We start from the raw sequence: 17462 nt of genomic DNA, 5'->3' as shown, positions 1-17462 counted from the left end.
CACGCCGCGATACATCTGCTGCTGGCGCACGACCTTGTGACCATTGGCGATGCTGACGGCGCTGCGCGGTGCCAGCGACATGTCCTGACCGAGGTTGAGCTGCGCGGCCAGCGAGCTGGCCGGCACCGCACCGAGGTTCTGTGCATGCAAGGTCTTGGTGGTGGCGGCAGTGGCCACCGAAGCGGTGGCCATGCCGATCGCGGCAACCAGCAATTTCAGACGGTAATGATTGGGCATTTACAAACTCCTAGACAAAATTTTAGGGACAATCGGACCCGATGCGGCCACAAGGACCCCATGCAGATTTGCCGTGCGAGGCACGGCCCCTTCTTCGTGTGCTGTCTAGCGATCCCAAACTACATCCGTATCGCCTGCCCTCCCCCTGACATTCCATGTACAGGCAGCGCGTGGATGCGTAATTGCAAGACGACGATGGCGTCGCCACAGGATCATCCGCCGACCTCCCCGGAAAGCGGATGCGACACGTTATTCCTCGACAGGCAAGCTAGCTATCTGATTTTTTCCTACCCCGGGTGACGGACATCACAGCGACGGGGCGGGTGTGTGGCGATACGGAACAGGTTCAGTTGCGCGCAGGGAAATTTCGCTGGCCGTGAAGTGATCTTCGCCAGTCGACGCGCTGTCGTGCTCATGAAGCGACTTGCAAAAACGCCTTGCTGCACGTCGTTGCACGAACAAAAAAACCCCGGCCGAAGCCGGGGTTCCGAGCGAACTTGTCGCGAAGCTGCGCCGGTCATTCCGGCGCAGCTTCGACCAACTTCAGTTCAGCGTTTCCGTCAGCGTCACGCCGGAGAACGTCTGGTACGCACGCACCTTGATGTAGTAGGTGGTGTTGCTGCTCGGCGTGAAGGTGCAGCTTTCGTTGTTGCCGGTCTTGTACGGACGGCAGTTGTACGAACTGGTGGTCGGCGCGCTGCCGGCCCGCACGTACAGATCCGCGTCACCGGTACCACCGGAGATCGCGAAGGTCACGGTATGGCCGGCCTGTACCGTCTCGGTATAGGTGGACGACCAGTTGCCGGTACTCACGGTCGGCAGATCCACCGAGTCGCTGCTGCCGCCACCACCACCACCGCCGGTGCTGTACGACGCCTTCACCGTGACACCGGAGTAGGACGCGTAAGCGTGCACCTTGATGTAGTACTTGCCAGCGACGGGCGACGCCACGGTGCAGCTTTCCGAGTTGCCCGTCTTGTACGGACGGCAATCGTAGCTGCTGGTGGTCGGCGCGCTGCCGGCCTTGGTGTACAGATCAGCATCGCCGGTACCGCCGGAGATCGACATCACCAGGTTGGTGGCACCCGCCGGCACCGTGATGAAGTAGTCGTTGTCGCCACCCGTCGAGGCCGACACGCCGGTCACCGCCACGTTGTTCTGCAGCTCGGTGGTCGTGCCGCCACCACCACCGCCGCCACCCGGACAGGTCACGCCCACGCCGTTGAACGCGGTGATCACGTCATTCGCGTTGTAGCCCAGGTCGGTCGCCGCCGACTCCACGCCGCAGGCGCCGGAGTTGAAGGTGGAGGTGGCCGTCCAGTACGACTTGTTGGCCAGCGCGAAGGCCTGGAACGCCTTCTTCACGTCCCAGCCCGAAGTCTTGGCCAGCAGGCAGAACGCCTTGTTGTACACGCCGCTGGAGTAGTGCACGTCGAGGCCGGAGGTGTAGTCGGCCGCGTTGTCGATCGAGCCGCCATCCTGCGGCGGGTTGCACATGTAGCGCAGCGCATCGCCGATGCCGGCGCTGGTCTTGACGATGTCCGCGCCGACCAGGAAGTCGGCCGCACCGCGGTCGTAGAACTCCGCTGCTTCGCCGGCGATGTCCGAATACGCCTCGTTCATGCCGCCGGACTGCCCGCTGTATTCCAGGCCGGAGTTCTGCTCGGTGTAGCCGTGGCTGATTTCGTGGCTGGTCACGTCCAGCGACACCAGCGGGTAGAACGTGCTGGCGCCATCGCCGAAGTACATCGCGCTGCCGTCCCAGAACGCGTTCTCGTAGTTGCTGAGGTAGTGCACCTTCATCACCAGTTGCATGTTCAGCGGCGGCGCACCGGTATACGAGTTGTACATGTCATGCACCACGCCACCGAAATGATGGGCGTCGTTGACCGGCGAATAGGCGCCGTTGATCGCGTCGGTGTCGCTGTTGGGACAGGTGAAGCTGACCACCGAACCACCACTGCTGCCGTGGTTGAGGTTGTAGGTCTTCACGTTGGTGTTGACCAGCGTGCAGGTGCTGCCGGACTGGGTCACGTCGAGCGCGGCGTAGTCGGTGCCGTAGAGGTACTTGCCGGTCTTCTGGTTGCCGCCCGGGCCGNTTGACCAGCGTGCAGGTGCTGCCGGACTGGGTCACGTCGAGCGCGGCGTAGTCGGTGCCGTAGAGGTACTTGCCGGTCTTCTGGTTGCCGCCCGGGCCGGTGGCCGAAGCATCGGTCAGGCCRTTCCAGCTCTTGATCACGGCACCGGTATTGGCGTCGATGATCGCGGTCGGACGCGACGGATTCGCGCCGTTGACGAAGTACGACACGCGGTAGACCAGGCGTGCAGTGCCATTGTCCTGCGGATACACGAACAGGTCGGTCTTCTGGTTGCTGATGGTGGTGCCACCGACCAGGGTGGTGTGCGCATGCGCCCTGAGTGCGGTGAGCGCACGGGCGGCATTCAACTTCGGGGCCACCGAGCTCAGGCCGAGCTGGGCGTCCTGCATCAGTTCACCCGAGGCGCGCAGGGCATTGCCCTGGGCGTCCTGAACCACGGCGATGCTGCGGCCGTAGACCGGCACGCCGCGATACATCTGCTGCTGGCGCACGACCTTGTGACCATTGGCGATGCTGACGGCGCTGCGCGGTGCCAGCGACATGTCCTGACCGAGGTTGAGCTNGCCGCGATACATCTGCTGCTGGCGCACGACCTTGTGACCATTGGCGATGCTGACGGCGCTGCGCGGTGCCAGCGACATGTCCTGACCGAGGTTGAGCTTGGTTGCCAGCGTGCTGGTGGGCACCGCTCCCAGATTCTGCGCATGCAGGGTCTTGGTGGTGGCAGCGGTGGCGACCGAGGCGGTAGCCATGCCGATCGCGGCGACCAGCAATTTCAGGCGGTAATGATTGGGCATTGAATGAACTCCTAGACAATGACGGGGACAGGCGAGCCCGATGCGGCCACGCGGCCCCATGCAAGATTTGCCGTGCGAGGCACGACCCCTTCTTCAATTTCTGTCTAGCGATCCCAAACTACATCCGTATCGCCTGCCCTCCCCCTGACATTCCATTGTGCAGGCAGTGCGGGGATGCGTAACTGCAAGACGGCGATCACGCCGCCAAAGGACCATCCGTCAACCTCCCCGAAGACGGATCGCTTTACCATAGGCTTCGAATCAAGCCGGAACAACCCGACTTTTTCCTACTTGGAGTGACCGATATCACAGAGTCGGCCGTCATCGCGGACGCAGGCAAAAAGCGCGAATTCATCGTGAATAACGCGTGCACGAGACCACGCATCAGCAGGCGCGCCAGCATTTCACGGTGCGGTGAACGTCGATGATCGGAGCGATGGCAGAGACGATCGCGCGGTGAACAACCCGTGCGCGGTTCTTCGCCGAACCGCACGGATGAAACTCAGAGCATGCCGGTTTCGAGTTTCGCCGCGTCGGACATCATCGAGTGCGACCACGGCGGATCGAACACCAGGTCCACCTCGGCCTCGCTGATCGTGGGAATCATCTCCAGCTTGGTGCGCGCATCGTCGACCAGGATGTCGCCCATGCCGCAACCGGGAGCCGTCAGCGTGAGTTTCACGTAGACCTTGCGCTCGCCGGATGCGATCTGTTCCAGGCTGAGGTCGTAGACCAGCCCCAGCTCGACCACGTTCACCGGGATTTCCGGATCGAACACGGTACGCAACTGCTCCCAGGCGAGCTTCTCCACATCCTCGTTGGTGGCGTTCGCCGGCACCTGGATGGGTTCGGGTCGCGGCTTGCCCAGCGCGTCGGCGTCGTCGCCGGCAATGCGGAACAGATTGCCTTCCACGTAGACGGTGAAGCTGCCACCCAGCGCCTGGGTGATGTAGCCGATCTGGCCCGCGGGAAGCGTCACCTGCTCGCCCTGCGGCACCATCACGGCCTTGCAGTCGCGCACCAGGGTGAACGGTTCGCTGCTCAGACTGAAACCACTCATGCCAACGCCAATCCTGTCTCGATGGGCGCGCACGTGCGTCGAACCCGGGTTGCCTATTATGCCGGCCGCCGCGTGCGGCCGCTTGTCCCAGATCAGGCCTCGGCGGCCGAACTCAAGGGCCCGCGGCCCGGCGGCACGCTATGATGGCCGCTTTGCCCGATGGACGACGCATGCTTCCCGCCCCACTGAACCGGCACCACCGATGAGCACGCGCGCCGTCTTGCTGTATGCCTTTTCGCTGTTCAGCGCCGCCATGCTGGGACTGGCCGGCGGCGCGGTATGGATGGTCGTCTCGATGTATCTGCGCCACTCCGCGCCATGGTTGGCCCTGCCCATCGGCGCCCTGCTGGCGCTGACCATCCGCACCTGCGTGCGCCCGGCCGGCACCGGCGCGGCGCTGATGGCCGCCGCCGCCACCCTGCTTGCCACGTTCTACGTGAACGTGTTGATCGCCGGCGTGCTGATCGCGGGCAACATGGGGCTGGGCCTGATCGAGGCGATGCGCACCGCCGGTGTCGGCATGCTGTGGCAACTGGCCCGCATGGCCTTGTCACCCGCCGATTTCGCCTGGACCGGCCTGGGCATGCTGGTGGCAGCATGGCTGGCCTGGTGGCGACGTCGCCGGGGCTGAGCGCAGCAGCGCCCGGACTGCTCCTCAGCCGTCCACGTCCTTCAGCGCCGTCACCAGTTCGCCCACCGCCGCCTGGCCGTCGCCATACAGCATGCGGGTGTTGTCGGCGTAGAACAGGGCGTTCTCGATGCCGGCGAAGCCGGTGCCCCTGCCCCGCTTGATCACGATCACCTGCTTCGCGTTGCTCACGTCGAGAATCGGCATGCCGTAGATCGGCGAGGCCGGGTCGGTCTTGGCCAGCGGGTTGACCACGTCGTTGGCGCCGATCACCAGCGCCACGTCGGTGGTGGCGAATTCGGGATTGATGTCGTCCATGTCGGCGATCAGGTCGTACGGCACGCCGGCCTCGGCCAGCAGCACGTTCATGTGGCCGGGCATGCGGCCAGCCACCGGGTGGATCGCGAACTTCACCTTCACCCCGCGCTTGATCAGCAACTGGGCGAACTCCCATACCTTGTGCTGCGCCTGCGCCACGGCCAGGCCGTAGCCGGGCACGATCACCACGCGTTCGGCGTAGGCCATCATCACCGCCGCGTCGGCGCCGTCGATGGGTTTCTGCGCGCCGGTGATCGCCTGCGCCTCGCCGCCGGCCGCGCCGAAGCTGCCGAACAGCACGTTGCCGATCGAGCGGTTCATCGCCTTGGCCATCAGCTGGGTCAGCAAGGTGCCGGCGGCGCCGACCACCATGCCGGCGATGATCATCGCCTCGTTGCCCAGCACGAAACCCTCGAACGACACCGCCAAGCCGGTGAACGCGTTGTACAGCGAGATCACCACCGGCATGTCGGCGCCGCCGATCGGCAGCGTCATCATCAGGCCGAACAGCAGCGCCAGCGCGAAGAACACCAGGATCAGCGGCAGGCTGGCCTGACCCAGCACCAGCATGAAACCGGTCACGACGGCGGCGGCCAGCAGCAGCATGTTCACCGCGCGCTGGCCGGCAAACACGAAGCGCTTGTCCATCCAGCCCTGCAACTTGGCGAACGCCACCAGCGAGCCGGAAAAACTCACCGCGCCGATCAGCGCGCCGAGCACGCCCAAGGTCAGTTCGACCGGCGAGAGTGCCGGCGGCAACGCATTCACCGCCCACGCTTCCGGACGCAGCGGCGAGGTGTCCGGCACCGCATGGAGCATGCCCAGGCCGCGCGCGTAGCCGATCAGCTCGACCGCGCCGATCGCCGCTGCCGCGCCGCCACCCATGCCGTTGTACAGCGCCACCATCTGCGGCATCGCGGTCATCGCCACGCGGCGACCGGTCCACCAGGCGGCGCTCACGCCGATCAGCACCGCGGCGACGATCAGCCCGCGGTTGTGCATGTCGGGCAGGAAGAAGGTGGCCAGCACCGCCAGCAACATGCCGTAGCCGGCCCAGACGATGCCGCCGCGTGCGGTGCGCGGCGAGCTCATGCGTTTCAGGCCCAGGATGAACAGCAGCGCGGCGATGAAATAGCAGGCCTTGATGACGGTGGGCAGCCAGCTCATCACTTGGCCTCCTTGCCGGCGCCCGGCTTGCTGGACTTGAACATCTCCAGCATCCGCTCGGTCACCACGTAGCCGCCGGCGGCGTTGCCGGCGCCCAGCAGCACGCCGATGAAGCCGATGGCGATCTCGAACGGCGTGTCGGCCCGGCCTAGCGCGATCATGGCGCCAACCAGCACAATGCCGTGCACGAAGTTCGAACCGGACATCAGCGGCGTATGCAGGATCACCGGCACCCGCGCGATGATTTCATAACCGGTAAACGCGGCCAGCATGAAGATGTACAGCGCCAGGAACCCGTCGATCATGACCCCACCCCGTCGGAACACCGTTGAGCCTGCATCATACGGGTGCCGGTCAACCCGTGCGAGCCTGCCGCGTTGAACTCCGGGAGCACACCGCCGGAGCCCGCAGATGATCCAATCGAAGACGGGGACGCGGTCGCCGTGAACAGCGCGATCGGCACCCTCGACGCGGATCTGCTGAGCGAGGTCCGCGAAACACCCGCCACCCTGGATGCGTTCCTGGCCCAGGTCGAACGGCGTGCGTTCCGCATGGCCGAACTGCAGCTGCGCCATCGCGAGGACGCGATGGACGCGGTGCAGGACGCCATGCTGCGGCTGGTCAGGCACTACCGCGACAAGCCCGCGACGGAATGGGCGCCGCTGTTCTGGGGCATCCTGCGCCGGCGCGTGGTGGACCTGCAGCGGCGCCGCAAGGTGCGCTCGATCGTGGTCGGCTGGCTGGGCGGCGGCCACGATGGCGACGGCGGCGAACTGCCCGTGTGGGAGCCGGCCGATCCCGGCCAGGACCCGCTGGGCCGGCTGCACGATGTGCAGTCGTACGCCGACCTGGCCGCCGCGGTGCGGCAACTGCCGCAACGCCAGCGCGAAGCTTTCATGTTGCGCATGCTGGAAGGACTCGACGTGGCCGAAACCGCCCGTGCCATGGGCTGCTCCGAAGGCAGCGTGAAAACCCATCTGTCGCGCGCCATGCATCATTTGCGCGACCAACTGGAGGACTGGCGATGACGTCGCTGGACAAAGACAGGCTGGACGACAACCGGCCCGGCGAAAACCTGGAGCAGCGTGCACGCGGGCTCTGGCACGAGGCCGCGCAGCGCATCGACCCGGTGACCGCCGGGCGGCTGCGTGCGGCCCGGCGCGAGGCGCTGCAGGCACCGGCCGCATCGGCGCAGCGCACGGTCCGCTGGCTGATCCCCTCAGGCGCGTTCGCCGTGATCGCGCTGGCGGCGCTGATGGTGTGGCAGCCACTGCCGCGGCAACACACCCAGGCGGCCATCCATCCGGCGAACACCCTCGACGATGCCGACGCGGATCTGCCGCCGGATGCCGACAAGACCGACCCCAACCTCTACCAGAACCTGGAGTTCTACGACTGGCTGGCCAGCACCGACAGCCCGTCCACGAAACGCTGAGCCATGAATCGAATCCTTCGCCCGATCCTGCCCCTGTTGCTCGCCACCCTGCTCGGCGGCGTGGCGGTGGCGCCACTGCACGCACAGGACGCGCCACCGCCGTCGCGGGACGAGGCGGCGCCGCCGGTGCGTCCGTGGAGCAGCCTCGGCCCGGCCCAGCGCGAAGTGCTGGCGCCGCTGAAAAATGACTGGGACGCCATGTCGCCGCGCAAGCAGGCGCGGATGCTTCATCGGTCCGAACGCTGGGTCACCCTGCCGCCGGAAAAGCGCGAGGAAGTCCGCCAGCACATCGCCCGCTGGCAACAGATGACCCCCGCCGAGCGCAAGCAGGCGCGCGAGAACATGCGCAAGTTCCACCAGATGCCGGAGCAGCAGCGCGAGCAGCTGCACACCACCTTCGAACGCTTCCAGAAACTGCCGCCGGCGCAGCGCGAGGAATTGCTTCGACGCTGGCGGCAGCTGCCACCGGACCAGCGCCGCTGGCACAGCCCGCATGGCGGACACGATCGTCCACCTCCGCCGTCATCCGGCAACCAGCCGCCCCCGCCGCCACCCGGCCAGAACGGCCAGAGCTGAGTCGCGCTCAGCCGGCGAAGCGCGTCTCGCCGGCGTGGCTCAGGCAGCTTTTCGCCACCAGCTCGTCGTCGAAGTCCGGCTTCAGGGCAGCTTCGTGCACCAGCAACTCGACGAAGTTGAACACGTTGCGGGCGTACATTTCCGAGGCATGCAGCGGCGCACCCGCCGGCAGGTTCAGCGGCCCCAGGATCACCACGCCGCCATGCTCGACCCGCTCGCCCGGTCGGGTCAGCTCGCAATTGCCGCCACCCTCGGCGGCAAGATCCACGATCAGCGCCCCCGGCTTCATGCCCTCGACCATCGCCGTGGTGAGGATCTTCGGCGCCGGCCGTCCCGGCACCGCCGCCGTGCTGACCACCACATCGAACACCTTCAGGTGATCGGCCAGCGCCTGCTGCTGCGCCGCGCGTTCCTCGGCGGACAGCTCCCGCGCGTAACCACCGCTGCCGGCCGCACTGACGCCCAGGTCGAGGAACTTCGCACCCAGCGATTCGACCTGCTCGCGCGTTTCCGGACGCACGTCATAGCCTTCGATCTGCGCGCCCAGCCGCCGCGCGGTGGCGATCGCCTGCAGGCCGGCCACGCCGGCACCGATCACCAGCACCCTGGACGGCCGGATGGTGCCGGCGGCCGTGGTCAGCATCGGGAAGAATTTCGGCGAAGCCTCGGCGGCGATCAGCATCGCGCGGTAGCCGGCCACCGCTGCCTGCGAACTCAGCACGTCCATCGCCTGGGCGCGGGTCGTGCGCGGCAGCAACTCCAGCGAGAACGCGGTGAGCTTGCGCGCATTCAACGCCGCGATCCGCCCGGCCGCACCGTAGGGACGCAACTGGCCAACCACCACGCTGCCCTCGCGCATCCCGGCAAACACCACATCGTCCGGCGGCAGCACGCAGGCCAGCAGGTCAGCCTGGCCGAGCACCGTCGTGGCATCGGCAAACTCCACATCCGCATAGCTGGCGTCGGGAAAACCGGCCGCGCGCCCGGCGTCGTGTTCGAGCAATACGCGCAGGCCCTTGCCCCGCAGCTTCTTCGCCATCTCCGGCGTGATCGCTACCCGACGCTCGCCGGCGGCGGTCTCGCGCAATGCGGCTACGGTGATCCCCATGGTGCAACCCCCTCGGCAATGGTCGGGTCATCTTAAGGCATGGAGAGGCTTTGATCCGGGCGGGCCCGAAAGAGTAAGCTGACCCGCCGGCCAACGCGGTTCGTCCGTCCCGGGGTCATCACCGGAGATCCCGATGCCCGCAACATCCGCCGCTTTCGATTCCTCCTCGCTCCATGACCTGATGTCGCTGGCACGCAGCGCGCGCGAACTGGCCTACGCGCCGTATTCCCGTTTCCTGGTGGGCGCCGCCGTGCTGACCCGCGATGGCCGGCGCTTCAGCGGTTGCAACGTGGAAAACGCCGCTTACGGCCTGTGCAACTGCGCCGAAAGAACCGCCCTGTTCAGCGCGATCGCGGCCGGTTGCCAGCGTGGCGACTTCCTGGCGCTGGCGGTGATCGCCGATACGCCGAACCCGGTCAGTCCCTGCGGCGCCTGCCGCCAGGTGATGTCCGAGCTGTGCCACGACGCCATGCCCGTGCTGCTGGGCAACCTGCACGGCGACACCGAACAGACCAGCGTGGCCGCGCTGCTGCCGGGCTCGTTCCAGTTGCCGATGCCGGCCTGATTCCCCCTCATCGAAACCCTTCCATGCCCTTCGATCTTTCCCTGTTGCAGCAACGCCATTCCGTTCCCTCGCGCCAGCTCGGCGAACCCGCGCCGGACGAGGCCACCCTGCACGAGCTGCTGGAGGCCGCCATCCGGGTGCCCGACCACGGCAAGCTGGTGCCGTTCCGGCTGATCCGCCTGCAGGGCGACGCCAAGCTGGTCTTCGGCCGGCGCGTGGCGGAGATCGCGCAGAAGAACCACCCCGACATGTCCGACGCCAAGCTGGAGAAGGATCGCCTGCGCTACACCTTCGCGCCCCTGGTGATCGCGGTGATCGCCCGCCTGGACGCCCTCAGCAAGGTGCCGGAAATCGAGCAGAAACTGTCCGCCGGCACGGTGGCCCACAACATCCTGCTGGGCGCCTTCGCGCTGGGCTACGGCGCCCAGTGGCTCACCGGCTGGGCCGCCTACGACCGCGAAGTGGCGGCGCTCCTTGGCTTGGCCGACAACGAGCAGGTGATCGGCTTCGTCCACCTGGGCACGCCACAAACCGACGTGCCCGATCGCGATCGCCCGGCGCTGGGCGACCTGCTCAGCAGCTGGACCCCGTGAACGCCACCGAAAATGGCCGTCCAGCCGTCCATCTGATTGATGGAAGCCTGTACGTGTTCCGTGCCTGGCACTCGATGCCGGACGAGTTCCACGACGTCGACGGCCACCCGGTCAATGCCGTGCATGGCTATACCCGTTTCCTGTGCGAGCTGCTCGAACGCGTGCAGCCCGAACACATCGCGGTAGCCTTCGACGCCTCGCTGACCAGCTCGTTCCGCAACGCGATCTATCCGCCATACAAGGCCAACCGCGAGCTGCCGCCGCCGGATCTCGAGCGGCAGTTCGTGCAGTGCCGCGCGATCACCGAGGCGCTCGGCCTGTGCCTGATGATCGACCACAGCTACGAAGCCGACGACCTCATCGGCAGCACCGTGTGGAACCTGCGCGCCCAGGGCTGGCGCAGCGTGATCGTCTCCGCCGACAAGGACTTCGGCCAGTTGCTGGGCGAGCACGACGAGCAGTGGGACTACGGCCGCGGCCTGCGCTGGGGGCCGGCCGGCGTGCACGAAAAGCTCGGCGTACACCCGCACCAGGTCGCCGACTACCTGGCCCTGTGCGGCGACAGCGTTGACAACATCCCGGGCGTCCCCGGTGTCGGCGCCAAGACCGCCGCCGCCCTGCTCAGCCACTTCGGCAGCCTAGACATCCTGCTCGAGCGCATCGACGAAGTCGCCTTCCTGCGCCTGCGCGGTGCCGCCGCCTGCGCCGCCAAACTGCGCGAACACGCCGAACAGGCGCGCATCTACCGCCGCCTCACCCGCATCGCCCTGGACGCCCCCGGCGCCAGCAGCATCGAGGCCCTGCAACGCCAGAGCCGCCCGGCCGAACAACTCGAAGCCCTGTGCGAACAGCTCCGCATGGGCGCCTTCACCCGCAGCCGCCTGCGCGCATTGCTGCGCTGAAAGCAGATCAAGCGCGTCACCCCCTCCCCGCCTCCCCCTGCGCGCAGGGGGAGGAGCCAGATCGAAACTACGCGCCTCGCTCCCTCCCCTGCTCGCAGGGGAGGGCCGGGGTGGGGTTCGCTCTTGATCTTTCCCGCGACCCGCGGCTCCCCCTCCTGACCTCCCCCCTGCCCGCAGGGGGAGGTTCTAGCCGAACGGAAAGAAAAACGGCGACCCGAAGGCCGCCGTTTTCATCACCACCAACCAGCTCAGTGCGAACCGGCTTTCGCTGCATCCTTCGCCGTCCACTGCTTCAGCCACGCGTTCACCGCGTCGTGCCATTGCACGCTGTTGTGCGGCTTCAGCACCCAGTGGTTCTCGTCCGGGAAGTGCAGCAGCTCGCTGGGAATCCCACGGCGCTGCAGCGCAGTGAACGCACCCAGGCCCTGGGTGTCGGGAATGCGGAAGTCCTTCGCCGAGTGCACCACCATCATCGGCACGCGCCAGTCCTTGACGTGGTTGACCGGATTGAACTTCTCGTAGTTCTCGGGGTGGTCGAACGGCGTGCCGCCGTTCTCGTATTCCTCGAACCACAGCTCCTCGGTGTCGTAGTACATCGCGCGCGCGTCGAACACGCCGTCGTGGTCGACAAAACACTTCCATGGCTGGTTCCACACGCCGGCCATCCAGTACACCATGTAGCCGCCATAACTGGCGCCCAGCGCGCAGGCACGGTCGCCGTCGAGGAAGCTGTACTTGTCCAGCGCGGCCTTCCAGCCCAGCTTCAGGTCCTCCAGCGGCTTGCCGCCCCAGTCGCCGGAAATCGAATCGGTGAACGCCTGGCCATAGCCGGTGGAGCCGTGGAAGTTCACCGTCACCACCGCGAAGCCCTGACCGGCATAGGTCTGCGGGTTCCAGCGATAGCTCCAGCCGTTGCTCATCGCGCCTTGCGGGCCGCCGTGGATGATGAAGGCCACCGGATAGGTCTGCCCGGCCTGGTAGTCGACCGGCTTCACCACGTAGCCCTGCACGGTTTCGTTGTTCCAGCCCTTGAAGGTGAAGAACTCCGCATCACCCATCTTCGCGCTCTTCAGGTCCGCCGCGTTGAAATGGGTGACCTGCTTCAGGTCGCTGCCATCAGCGCCGGCCACGTATACATCCGCCGGCCGCTTCAGGTCGTCGCGGGTCAGCAGCAGCTTGCCGGCGGCCAGCGAGAAGCCGCCCACCGTGCCCTCGCCCACCAGCTGGCCGACCTTGCCGCTGGCCGCATCGATCGCGAACAGCGGGTGCTGGCCGTTGTCGTCGGCGGTGGCGTACAAGGTCTTGCCGTCGGCCGAAATCGCCAGCCCGCCGGGCGAGCGATCCCACTGCGGATCGACCTCGTGGCGTGCTCCCGTGGCCAGATCCAGCGCCATGATCGCGAAGCGGTCCGCCTCGAAGCCCGGCTTCTTCATCGCCAGGTAATACAGCGTCTTGCCGTCCGGCGACGCCACCGGGGATGCATCCCACGCCTTGTTTTCTGCGGTCAGGTTCCTGGGTGCCGCCGAGCCATCCGCCGGCACGCTGTACACGTCGAAATTGGTCGACCACGGCTCGCTGGTTCCGGCGATGCGCACGTCGAAATACACGGTCTTGCCATCGGGCGAGAAGCTGAACTCGCCCTCGTCACCGAACGGCTTGCTCGGAACGTCGCCGTCGATGCCACGGCTGAGCAGCTTCGGCTCGGCCGCCAACTGGCCCTTGCCATCGAACTGCCCCACGAACAATTGATTGCGCCGACCATTGGCCCAGGTATCCCAATGCCGCACGAACAGCTTCTTGTAGATCGTGCCGCTGGCCTTGTCCTTGTCGCGTGCGTCGACGCGCTGCTGCGTGCACGCCAGCGTGGCGCAATCGGTGAACACCTCATACGACAGCAACACCTGCTTGCCGTCCGGCGACAGCTTGTAGCCGCCCAGATCCAGCGCACCATGGCTGACTTGGACAGGCGCCGCATGCCTGCCCGGGTTCAGGCCGGTCTTGCCGCCCAGATCCAGCCGCCACAACTGCGCCACATCCTTCGCCGGCGCCACGAAATACAGGCTGCGCCCATCCGCCGACCAGCGCGCCGAACCGCCCTTGTCGACCACCTTCACCGGCTGCGCACCCGCCACCGACAGATCCAGCACATAAATCGCGCCCACCCCCTTGTTCGCCGCGTAATCCGTGCTGCGCACGCCAAACGCCGCATACCGACCATCCGGCGACAACTGCGGATCACCCACCCGATCCATCATCACCAGGTCGCGCACATTGAACGCGTGCTCCCCCTGCGCCTTGACGAAGGTGGTATCCACGGCGTCACTCGCCATCGCGGGGGCGGCGACCAGCGCCAGAAGCAGCGCGGCTATCAGAGGTTTCATGGGGGGTTCCTTGGCTTCAGTAAAGGCCACGACGTTAAAACGGGGGTAGCTGACGCGCAAGCAACCCCCGCCTGTGAGCCCGCCCCCCCCCGGAGCACGAACCCACATCCAACAGACCGCGGGGCACTGTGACGGCGCGCACGATCGGCCTTCACATTTGGTACAAAACGTGCCTGTCAGGTGGGACTCACAGGGGAGTCCACCATGTCGCGCCAGCGCCGTTCCGCCGGTTTTACATTGATCGAGTTGATGATCGTCGTGGCCATCATCGCCATCCTGGCGGCCATCGCATTGCCGCTTTACAGCGACTATGTAGCGCGCTCGCAGGCAGTGGCAGCGCTGGATGAGATCACCTCGGGCCGCACCGCATACGAGGAGCGCGCCAACAATGGGGACAGTGACGCCACGCTTTACACCACCGTCGACAACCTGGGCATGCAGCAGGACACGGAACGTTGCCACGTCACAGTTACTGCGCCGGTTAACGGTGTGGGCGAGATCATCTGTCAGATCAAGGGAAATCCCGAGGTCAAGGACAGGAAGATCACGCTGGCTCGCAACAGTTCGGGTAACTGGAAATGCCAGACTACTCTTGCGACACGCCAAACCCCGAAAGGGTGCTATCCATAGCTTTAAGCATGCTTTGTGCCCACCGCTACCTCGCCCTTATGCTACCTACAGGTTCTGGGGTGACCACGCCTAACACGTCTTCGCGCCAGAAACTGACGTGCAGCGTCAATAGATGACACGGCACGACAAGCCAAATCCGCACACCACTTTGTAGGGCACACCTCTTCAATTCATCATTCCGGCATCGCTTGTGGAGATTCGTGACTGTGTGCACAATCAGTGAACCCTCAACCATGCGGAAATATCACGGCGGTAGTGATGGCATACAACCTGCTTGAACTGCCGTGAGCTTCCTGGTCGTTCCTGACCGCGAGTAAGGGGTACCGTTCCCGCCTAGGGGGAATTCGGGACCGGGGCTCAGGGGGCATCAACGGTTAGCTAACCAAAACAGAGGAAACACCATGAAGAGCATGCAGAAAGGTTTCACCCTGATCGAATTGATGATTGTGGTTGCGATCATCGCGATCCTGGCCGCTATCGCGCTGCCGCAATACCAGAACTATGTGGCCCGTTCGCAGGCTACGTCCGGCTTGGCCGAAATCACGCCGGCAAAAACTGCAGCGGAAGAAATGATCAACAATGCCAAGGGCGCCTCCATCACGAATGATGCCGCTGGCTACGCTTTGATCGGCATTCAGCAGTCGACTGAGCGTTGCAAAATGACGCTGGCGGCGCCGGACGCCTCCGGTGTTGCCGAGCCCTTGGTCACCTGCACGCTGAAGGGCAACCCGAAAGTCGCCGGCAAGTCCGTCAGCTGGGGCCGTAATTCCAGCGGTGCTTGGGACTGCACGACCAAAGGTCTGGGCCAGTTCGCTCCGAAGGGCTGCAAAGACAGCTGATTTGTTACTACACCGCTGAGCGGGCCAATGGCGCCCAGTCGGGAAAAAGAGGGGCTTTTGGCCCCTCTTTTTTTTGCCCGTCCACCTCCCGAGACGACCCATGCTCCAGCCCATTGGGCATACCAGCCCGCACCATGGTAAAGCCCTATTCATCGCAAAGGTAATCGCCTGCCTTGTTGCGATAAGCGCGGCGATGTGGCCTGGTCTGTCGGGCGGATTCATCTTTGACGACTTCGCCAATTTCGTTGACGCCCCCGCCATGCACGTGCATTCGTGGGACTGGCAATCTTGGCACCAAGTCTGGGTATGGTCGCAGGAAAGCATCAACCGGCCATTGGCGATGTTCAGCTATGCACTAAATTACGCTTTGGGTGGAAGCACATTCGGGTTCAAAGCAGCGAACCTCGTCATCCACTTGATCAATACCGTCCTGCTGGCAATGTTCTCCAAGCGATTGCTGACCATTGGATGGAAGGCATCTCCTGACAAGGAGTCACTGGACTCAGGACGTGTCGCGACGTGGGCGCTGATTCTTGCTACCGCATGGGCACTGCATCCCCTGCAAGTTTCCGCCGTGATGTACGTGGTCCAGCGCATGGAACTGCTCGGATTCACGTTCACCCTGCTGGCACTGCGGGCGTACTGGAGCGCAAGGCAACGCCAAATCGCCGGCGGGCGAGCATGGCCCTACCTTGCCCTCAGCGTAGTCGCGATGGCCGTGGGCTATGGGGCGAAAGAGACCTGCATACTGATCCCGGGCTACGCCCTTTTGCTGGAAATAACACTGCTGCACTTCCAGGCAGACCAACAGAGCACACGACGCAACTGGAAATTTTTCTACGCGTTGGGATGCGTTCTGGCGGCCCTGCTGTTCATGTTCTACCTCATACCGCATTACACGTCTGAGCAGGCGTATGCCCTGCGCGGATATACCGCGTGGGAACGCACCTTGACCCAGTTGCGGGTTCTTTCGCTGTACATAGGCTGGTGCGTCGTTCCACTCACCGGCACGATGCGGTTCTATTACGACAACTACGCCGTATCCACCGGCTGGCTGAGTCCCAACACCACCTTGGCTGGCGGCTTGTTCCTGCTGTCGCTTGTGATCATGGCCTTTGCCGCACGCAAACGCCGCCCGCTGCTCGCGCTGGGCATCGGCTGGTTCTTCATGGCGCACTTGCTGACCAGCAGCCCGATTCCGCTGGAGCTGGCGTTCGAACACCGCAACTACCCCGCTCTGTTCGGCATCCTTCTGGCGCTGACCGACCTGATCTGGATGGCCACGCGGCGAGCAAACCCCAAGCTCCCTGCACTGCTTGCCACCATCTGTCTCGTTTCGTTCGGATTCCTCACCGTACTTCGCGCAGCCACATGGGGTAAACCCGTGCAACTGGCGGTGACGCTGGCGGAAGAAAATCCCGGGTCACCGCGCGCCAGTTACGATCTGGCCAATCTTTACATGCAGCTGTCCATGAAAGGTACGCGACCAGCTCTACTGAACAAGGCCGTGAGCGAACTGGAGCGCGGGATGGCCTTGCCAAACTCCTCGCCGCTGCCAGAACAAGCACTGCTCTTGCTCGCCGCCGTGGGGAAGGTGCAGCTACAACAGGCCTGGTGGGACAGCCTGCTGCACAAGCTAAAAACCCGCCCCTTCGGCCCGCAGGAAGCCAACGCGCTACGAGCGCTTATGAGCGCCCGTATCAACAACGATGCCGACGTGGATGTACATCGTTTGCAGGAAGCCTGTGCATTGGCATTGAAGCAATTGCCGTGGTCACCGGGTCTGTATATCAACTATGCCGAGCTAGCGAGCCATAGCCTTCACGATCCCGAACTCGCAATCCAACAATGGCAACAGGCACTTATCCTCATACGAGGAGACTTGGCCTATGAGAAGCAAATCGCAGGCTATCTCATTGATGCCCACCGTCTCCAGGAAGCCGCAGGGGTCATGGATTTCACGGAGAAGATGGAGCCGTCGATGGCGCGGGACAAAAGTTGGCATGCGTTGCGGATGAAACTTCAGGCCGCACAGAAGAAAGTCACCGTCATCCAGACGGAAAAGCACCCCTGAAGTTGATAGGCGCAAACACAATCAGATGGGGTGCGGAACGCTTTCCAAGTAAT

Annotated in this window: 16 protein-coding genes and 3 pseudogenes; 10 read left to right on the top strand and 9 right to left on the bottom strand. The window is 64.8% G+C overall.

Annotated features, from left to right (window positions below):
* The 5 genes and pseudogenes from ASD55_RS18695 to sufT form a co-directional block, all read right to left on the bottom strand.
* Positions 1–237, bottom strand: a pseudogene (locus tag ASD55_RS18695) (peptidase); the annotation flags it as partial.
* 543 nt (positions 238–780) lie between these two features.
* Positions 781–2335: pseudogene (locus ASD55_RS18690) on the bottom strand (pre-peptidase C-terminal domain-containing protein); the annotation flags it as partial.
* Position 2336: 1 nt separating this feature from the next.
* The coding region (locus ASD55_RS18780) for a PepSY domain-containing protein (protein ID WP_235577734.1) at positions 2337–2812 on the bottom strand (476 nt) is incomplete at its 3' end.
* A gap of 87 nt (positions 2813–2899) precedes the next feature.
* Positions 2900–3133: pseudogene (locus ASD55_RS18775) on the bottom strand (peptidase); the annotation flags it as partial.
* Between the two features lie 502 nt (positions 3134–3635).
* Entirely contained in the window at positions 3636–4193 is a 558-nt protein-coding gene (gene sufT, locus ASD55_RS05110) for a putative Fe-S cluster assembly protein SufT (RefSeq protein ID WP_056764155.1), read from the bottom strand.
* 202 nt (positions 4194–4395) lie between these two features.
* Between sufT and ASD55_RS05105 the strand changes: the two genes are divergently transcribed.
* Entirely contained in the window at positions 4396–4824 is a 429-nt protein-coding gene (locus ASD55_RS05105; protein ID WP_056764153.1) for a hypothetical protein, read from the top strand.
* A gap of 24 nt (positions 4825–4848) precedes the next feature.
* Here ASD55_RS05105 and ASD55_RS05100 read toward each other — a convergent pair whose 3' ends face one another.
* Both ASD55_RS05100 and ASD55_RS05095 read right to left on the bottom strand, forming a co-directional pair.
* The gene (locus ASD55_RS05100) at positions 4849–6306 is read right to left on the bottom strand and encodes an NAD(P)(+) transhydrogenase (Re/Si-specific) subunit beta (RefSeq protein ID WP_056764152.1); all 1458 of its coding nucleotides are present in this window, start codon (positions 6304–6306) and stop codon (positions 4849–4851) included.
* Positions 6306–6611: an NAD(P) transhydrogenase subunit alpha gene (locus ASD55_RS05095; RefSeq protein ID WP_007809479.1), complete on the bottom strand. Its 306-nt coding sequence runs from the start codon at positions 6609–6611 to the stop codon at positions 6306–6308. Before ASD55_RS05095 ends, ASD55_RS05100 begins: the two co-directional genes overlap by 1 nt.
* Before the next feature lie 138 nt (positions 6612–6749).
* Between ASD55_RS05095 and ASD55_RS05090 the strand changes: the two genes are divergently transcribed.
* From ASD55_RS05090 to ASD55_RS05080, 3 genes are read left to right on the top strand one after another with little or no spacing between them, the layout of a single operon-like run.
* Complete coding sequence (locus ASD55_RS05090; protein WP_056764150.1) at positions 6750–7334, top strand: RNA polymerase sigma factor; 585 nt, start codon at positions 6750–6752, stop codon at positions 7332–7334.
* The gene (locus tag ASD55_RS05085; RefSeq protein ID WP_056764148.1) at positions 7331–7741 is read left to right on the top strand and encodes a hypothetical protein; all 411 of its coding nucleotides are present in this window, start codon (positions 7331–7333) and stop codon (positions 7739–7741) included. Before ASD55_RS05090 ends, ASD55_RS05085 begins: the two co-directional genes overlap by 4 nt.
* 3 nt (positions 7742–7744) lie before the next feature.
* The gene (locus ASD55_RS05080; RefSeq protein ID WP_056764146.1) at positions 7745–8317 is read left to right on the top strand and encodes a DUF3106 domain-containing protein; all 573 of its coding nucleotides are present in this window, start codon (positions 7745–7747) and stop codon (positions 8315–8317) included.
* Between the two features lie 7 nt (positions 8318–8324).
* Here the strand turns inward: ASD55_RS05080 and ASD55_RS05075 are convergent, their stop codons facing one another.
* The gene (locus ASD55_RS05075) at positions 8325–9425 is read right to left on the bottom strand and encodes an NAD(P) transhydrogenase subunit alpha (RefSeq protein ID WP_056764144.1); all 1101 of its coding nucleotides are present in this window, start codon (positions 9423–9425) and stop codon (positions 8325–8327) included.
* Between the two features lie 133 nt (positions 9426–9558).
* Here ASD55_RS05075 and cdd point away from each other — a divergent pair, with 133 nt between their 5' ends.
* From cdd to ASD55_RS05060, 3 genes are read left to right on the top strand one after another with little or no spacing between them, the layout of a single operon-like run.
* The gene (gene cdd / locus ASD55_RS05070; protein WP_056764143.1) at positions 9559–9990 is read left to right on the top strand and encodes a cytidine deaminase; all 432 of its coding nucleotides are present in this window, start codon (positions 9559–9561) and stop codon (positions 9988–9990) included.
* A gap of 23 nt (positions 9991–10013) precedes the next feature.
* Positions 10014–10583 carry a nitroreductase gene (locus ASD55_RS05065; RefSeq protein WP_056764141.1) on the top strand — a complete coding sequence of 190 codons (570 nt, stop codon included), beginning with the start codon at positions 10014–10016 and terminating at the stop codon, positions 10581–10583.
* Positions 10580–11485, top strand: coding sequence for a 5'-3' exonuclease H3TH domain-containing protein (locus tag ASD55_RS05060; RefSeq protein ID WP_082542644.1), 906 nt, complete (start codon positions 10580–10582; stop codon positions 11483–11485). The genes ASD55_RS05065 and ASD55_RS05060 overlap by 4 nt, the downstream gene beginning before the upstream one ends.
* A gap of 248 nt (positions 11486–11733) precedes the next feature.
* Here ASD55_RS05060 and ASD55_RS05055 read toward each other — a convergent pair whose 3' ends face one another.
* The gene (locus tag ASD55_RS05055; RefSeq protein ID WP_056764139.1) at positions 11734–13866 is read right to left on the bottom strand and encodes a S9 family peptidase; all 2133 of its coding nucleotides are present in this window, start codon (positions 13864–13866) and stop codon (positions 11734–11736) included.
* Between the two features lie 204 nt (positions 13867–14070).
* Between ASD55_RS05055 and ASD55_RS05050 the strand changes: the two genes are divergently transcribed.
* From ASD55_RS05050 to ASD55_RS05040, 3 genes are all read left to right on the top strand, one after another.
* Positions 14071–14496, top strand: coding sequence for a pilin (locus ASD55_RS05050; RefSeq protein ID WP_056764494.1), 426 nt, complete (start codon positions 14071–14073; stop codon positions 14494–14496).
* 401 nt (positions 14497–14897) lie between these two features.
* Positions 14898–15335, top strand: coding sequence for a pilin (locus ASD55_RS05045; protein WP_056764138.1), 438 nt, complete (start codon positions 14898–14900; stop codon positions 15333–15335).
* A 100-nt stretch (positions 15336–15435) separates the two neighbouring features.
* A complete protein-coding gene (locus tag ASD55_RS05040; protein ID WP_056764136.1) occupies positions 15436–17409 on the top strand; it encodes a hypothetical protein in 1974 nt (657 codons plus the stop codon).
* The last annotated feature ends 53 nt before the right edge of the window (positions 17410–17462 follow it).

The sequence above is a fragment of the Rhodanobacter sp. Root561 genome (assembly GCF_001427365.1).
In the GTDB taxonomy this organism is placed as follows: domain Bacteria; phylum Pseudomonadota; class Gammaproteobacteria; order Xanthomonadales; family Rhodanobacteraceae; genus Rhodanobacter.
Note: the sequence above shows the minus strand (reverse complement) of the source record. Positions and strands in the feature narration are given on the sequence as shown.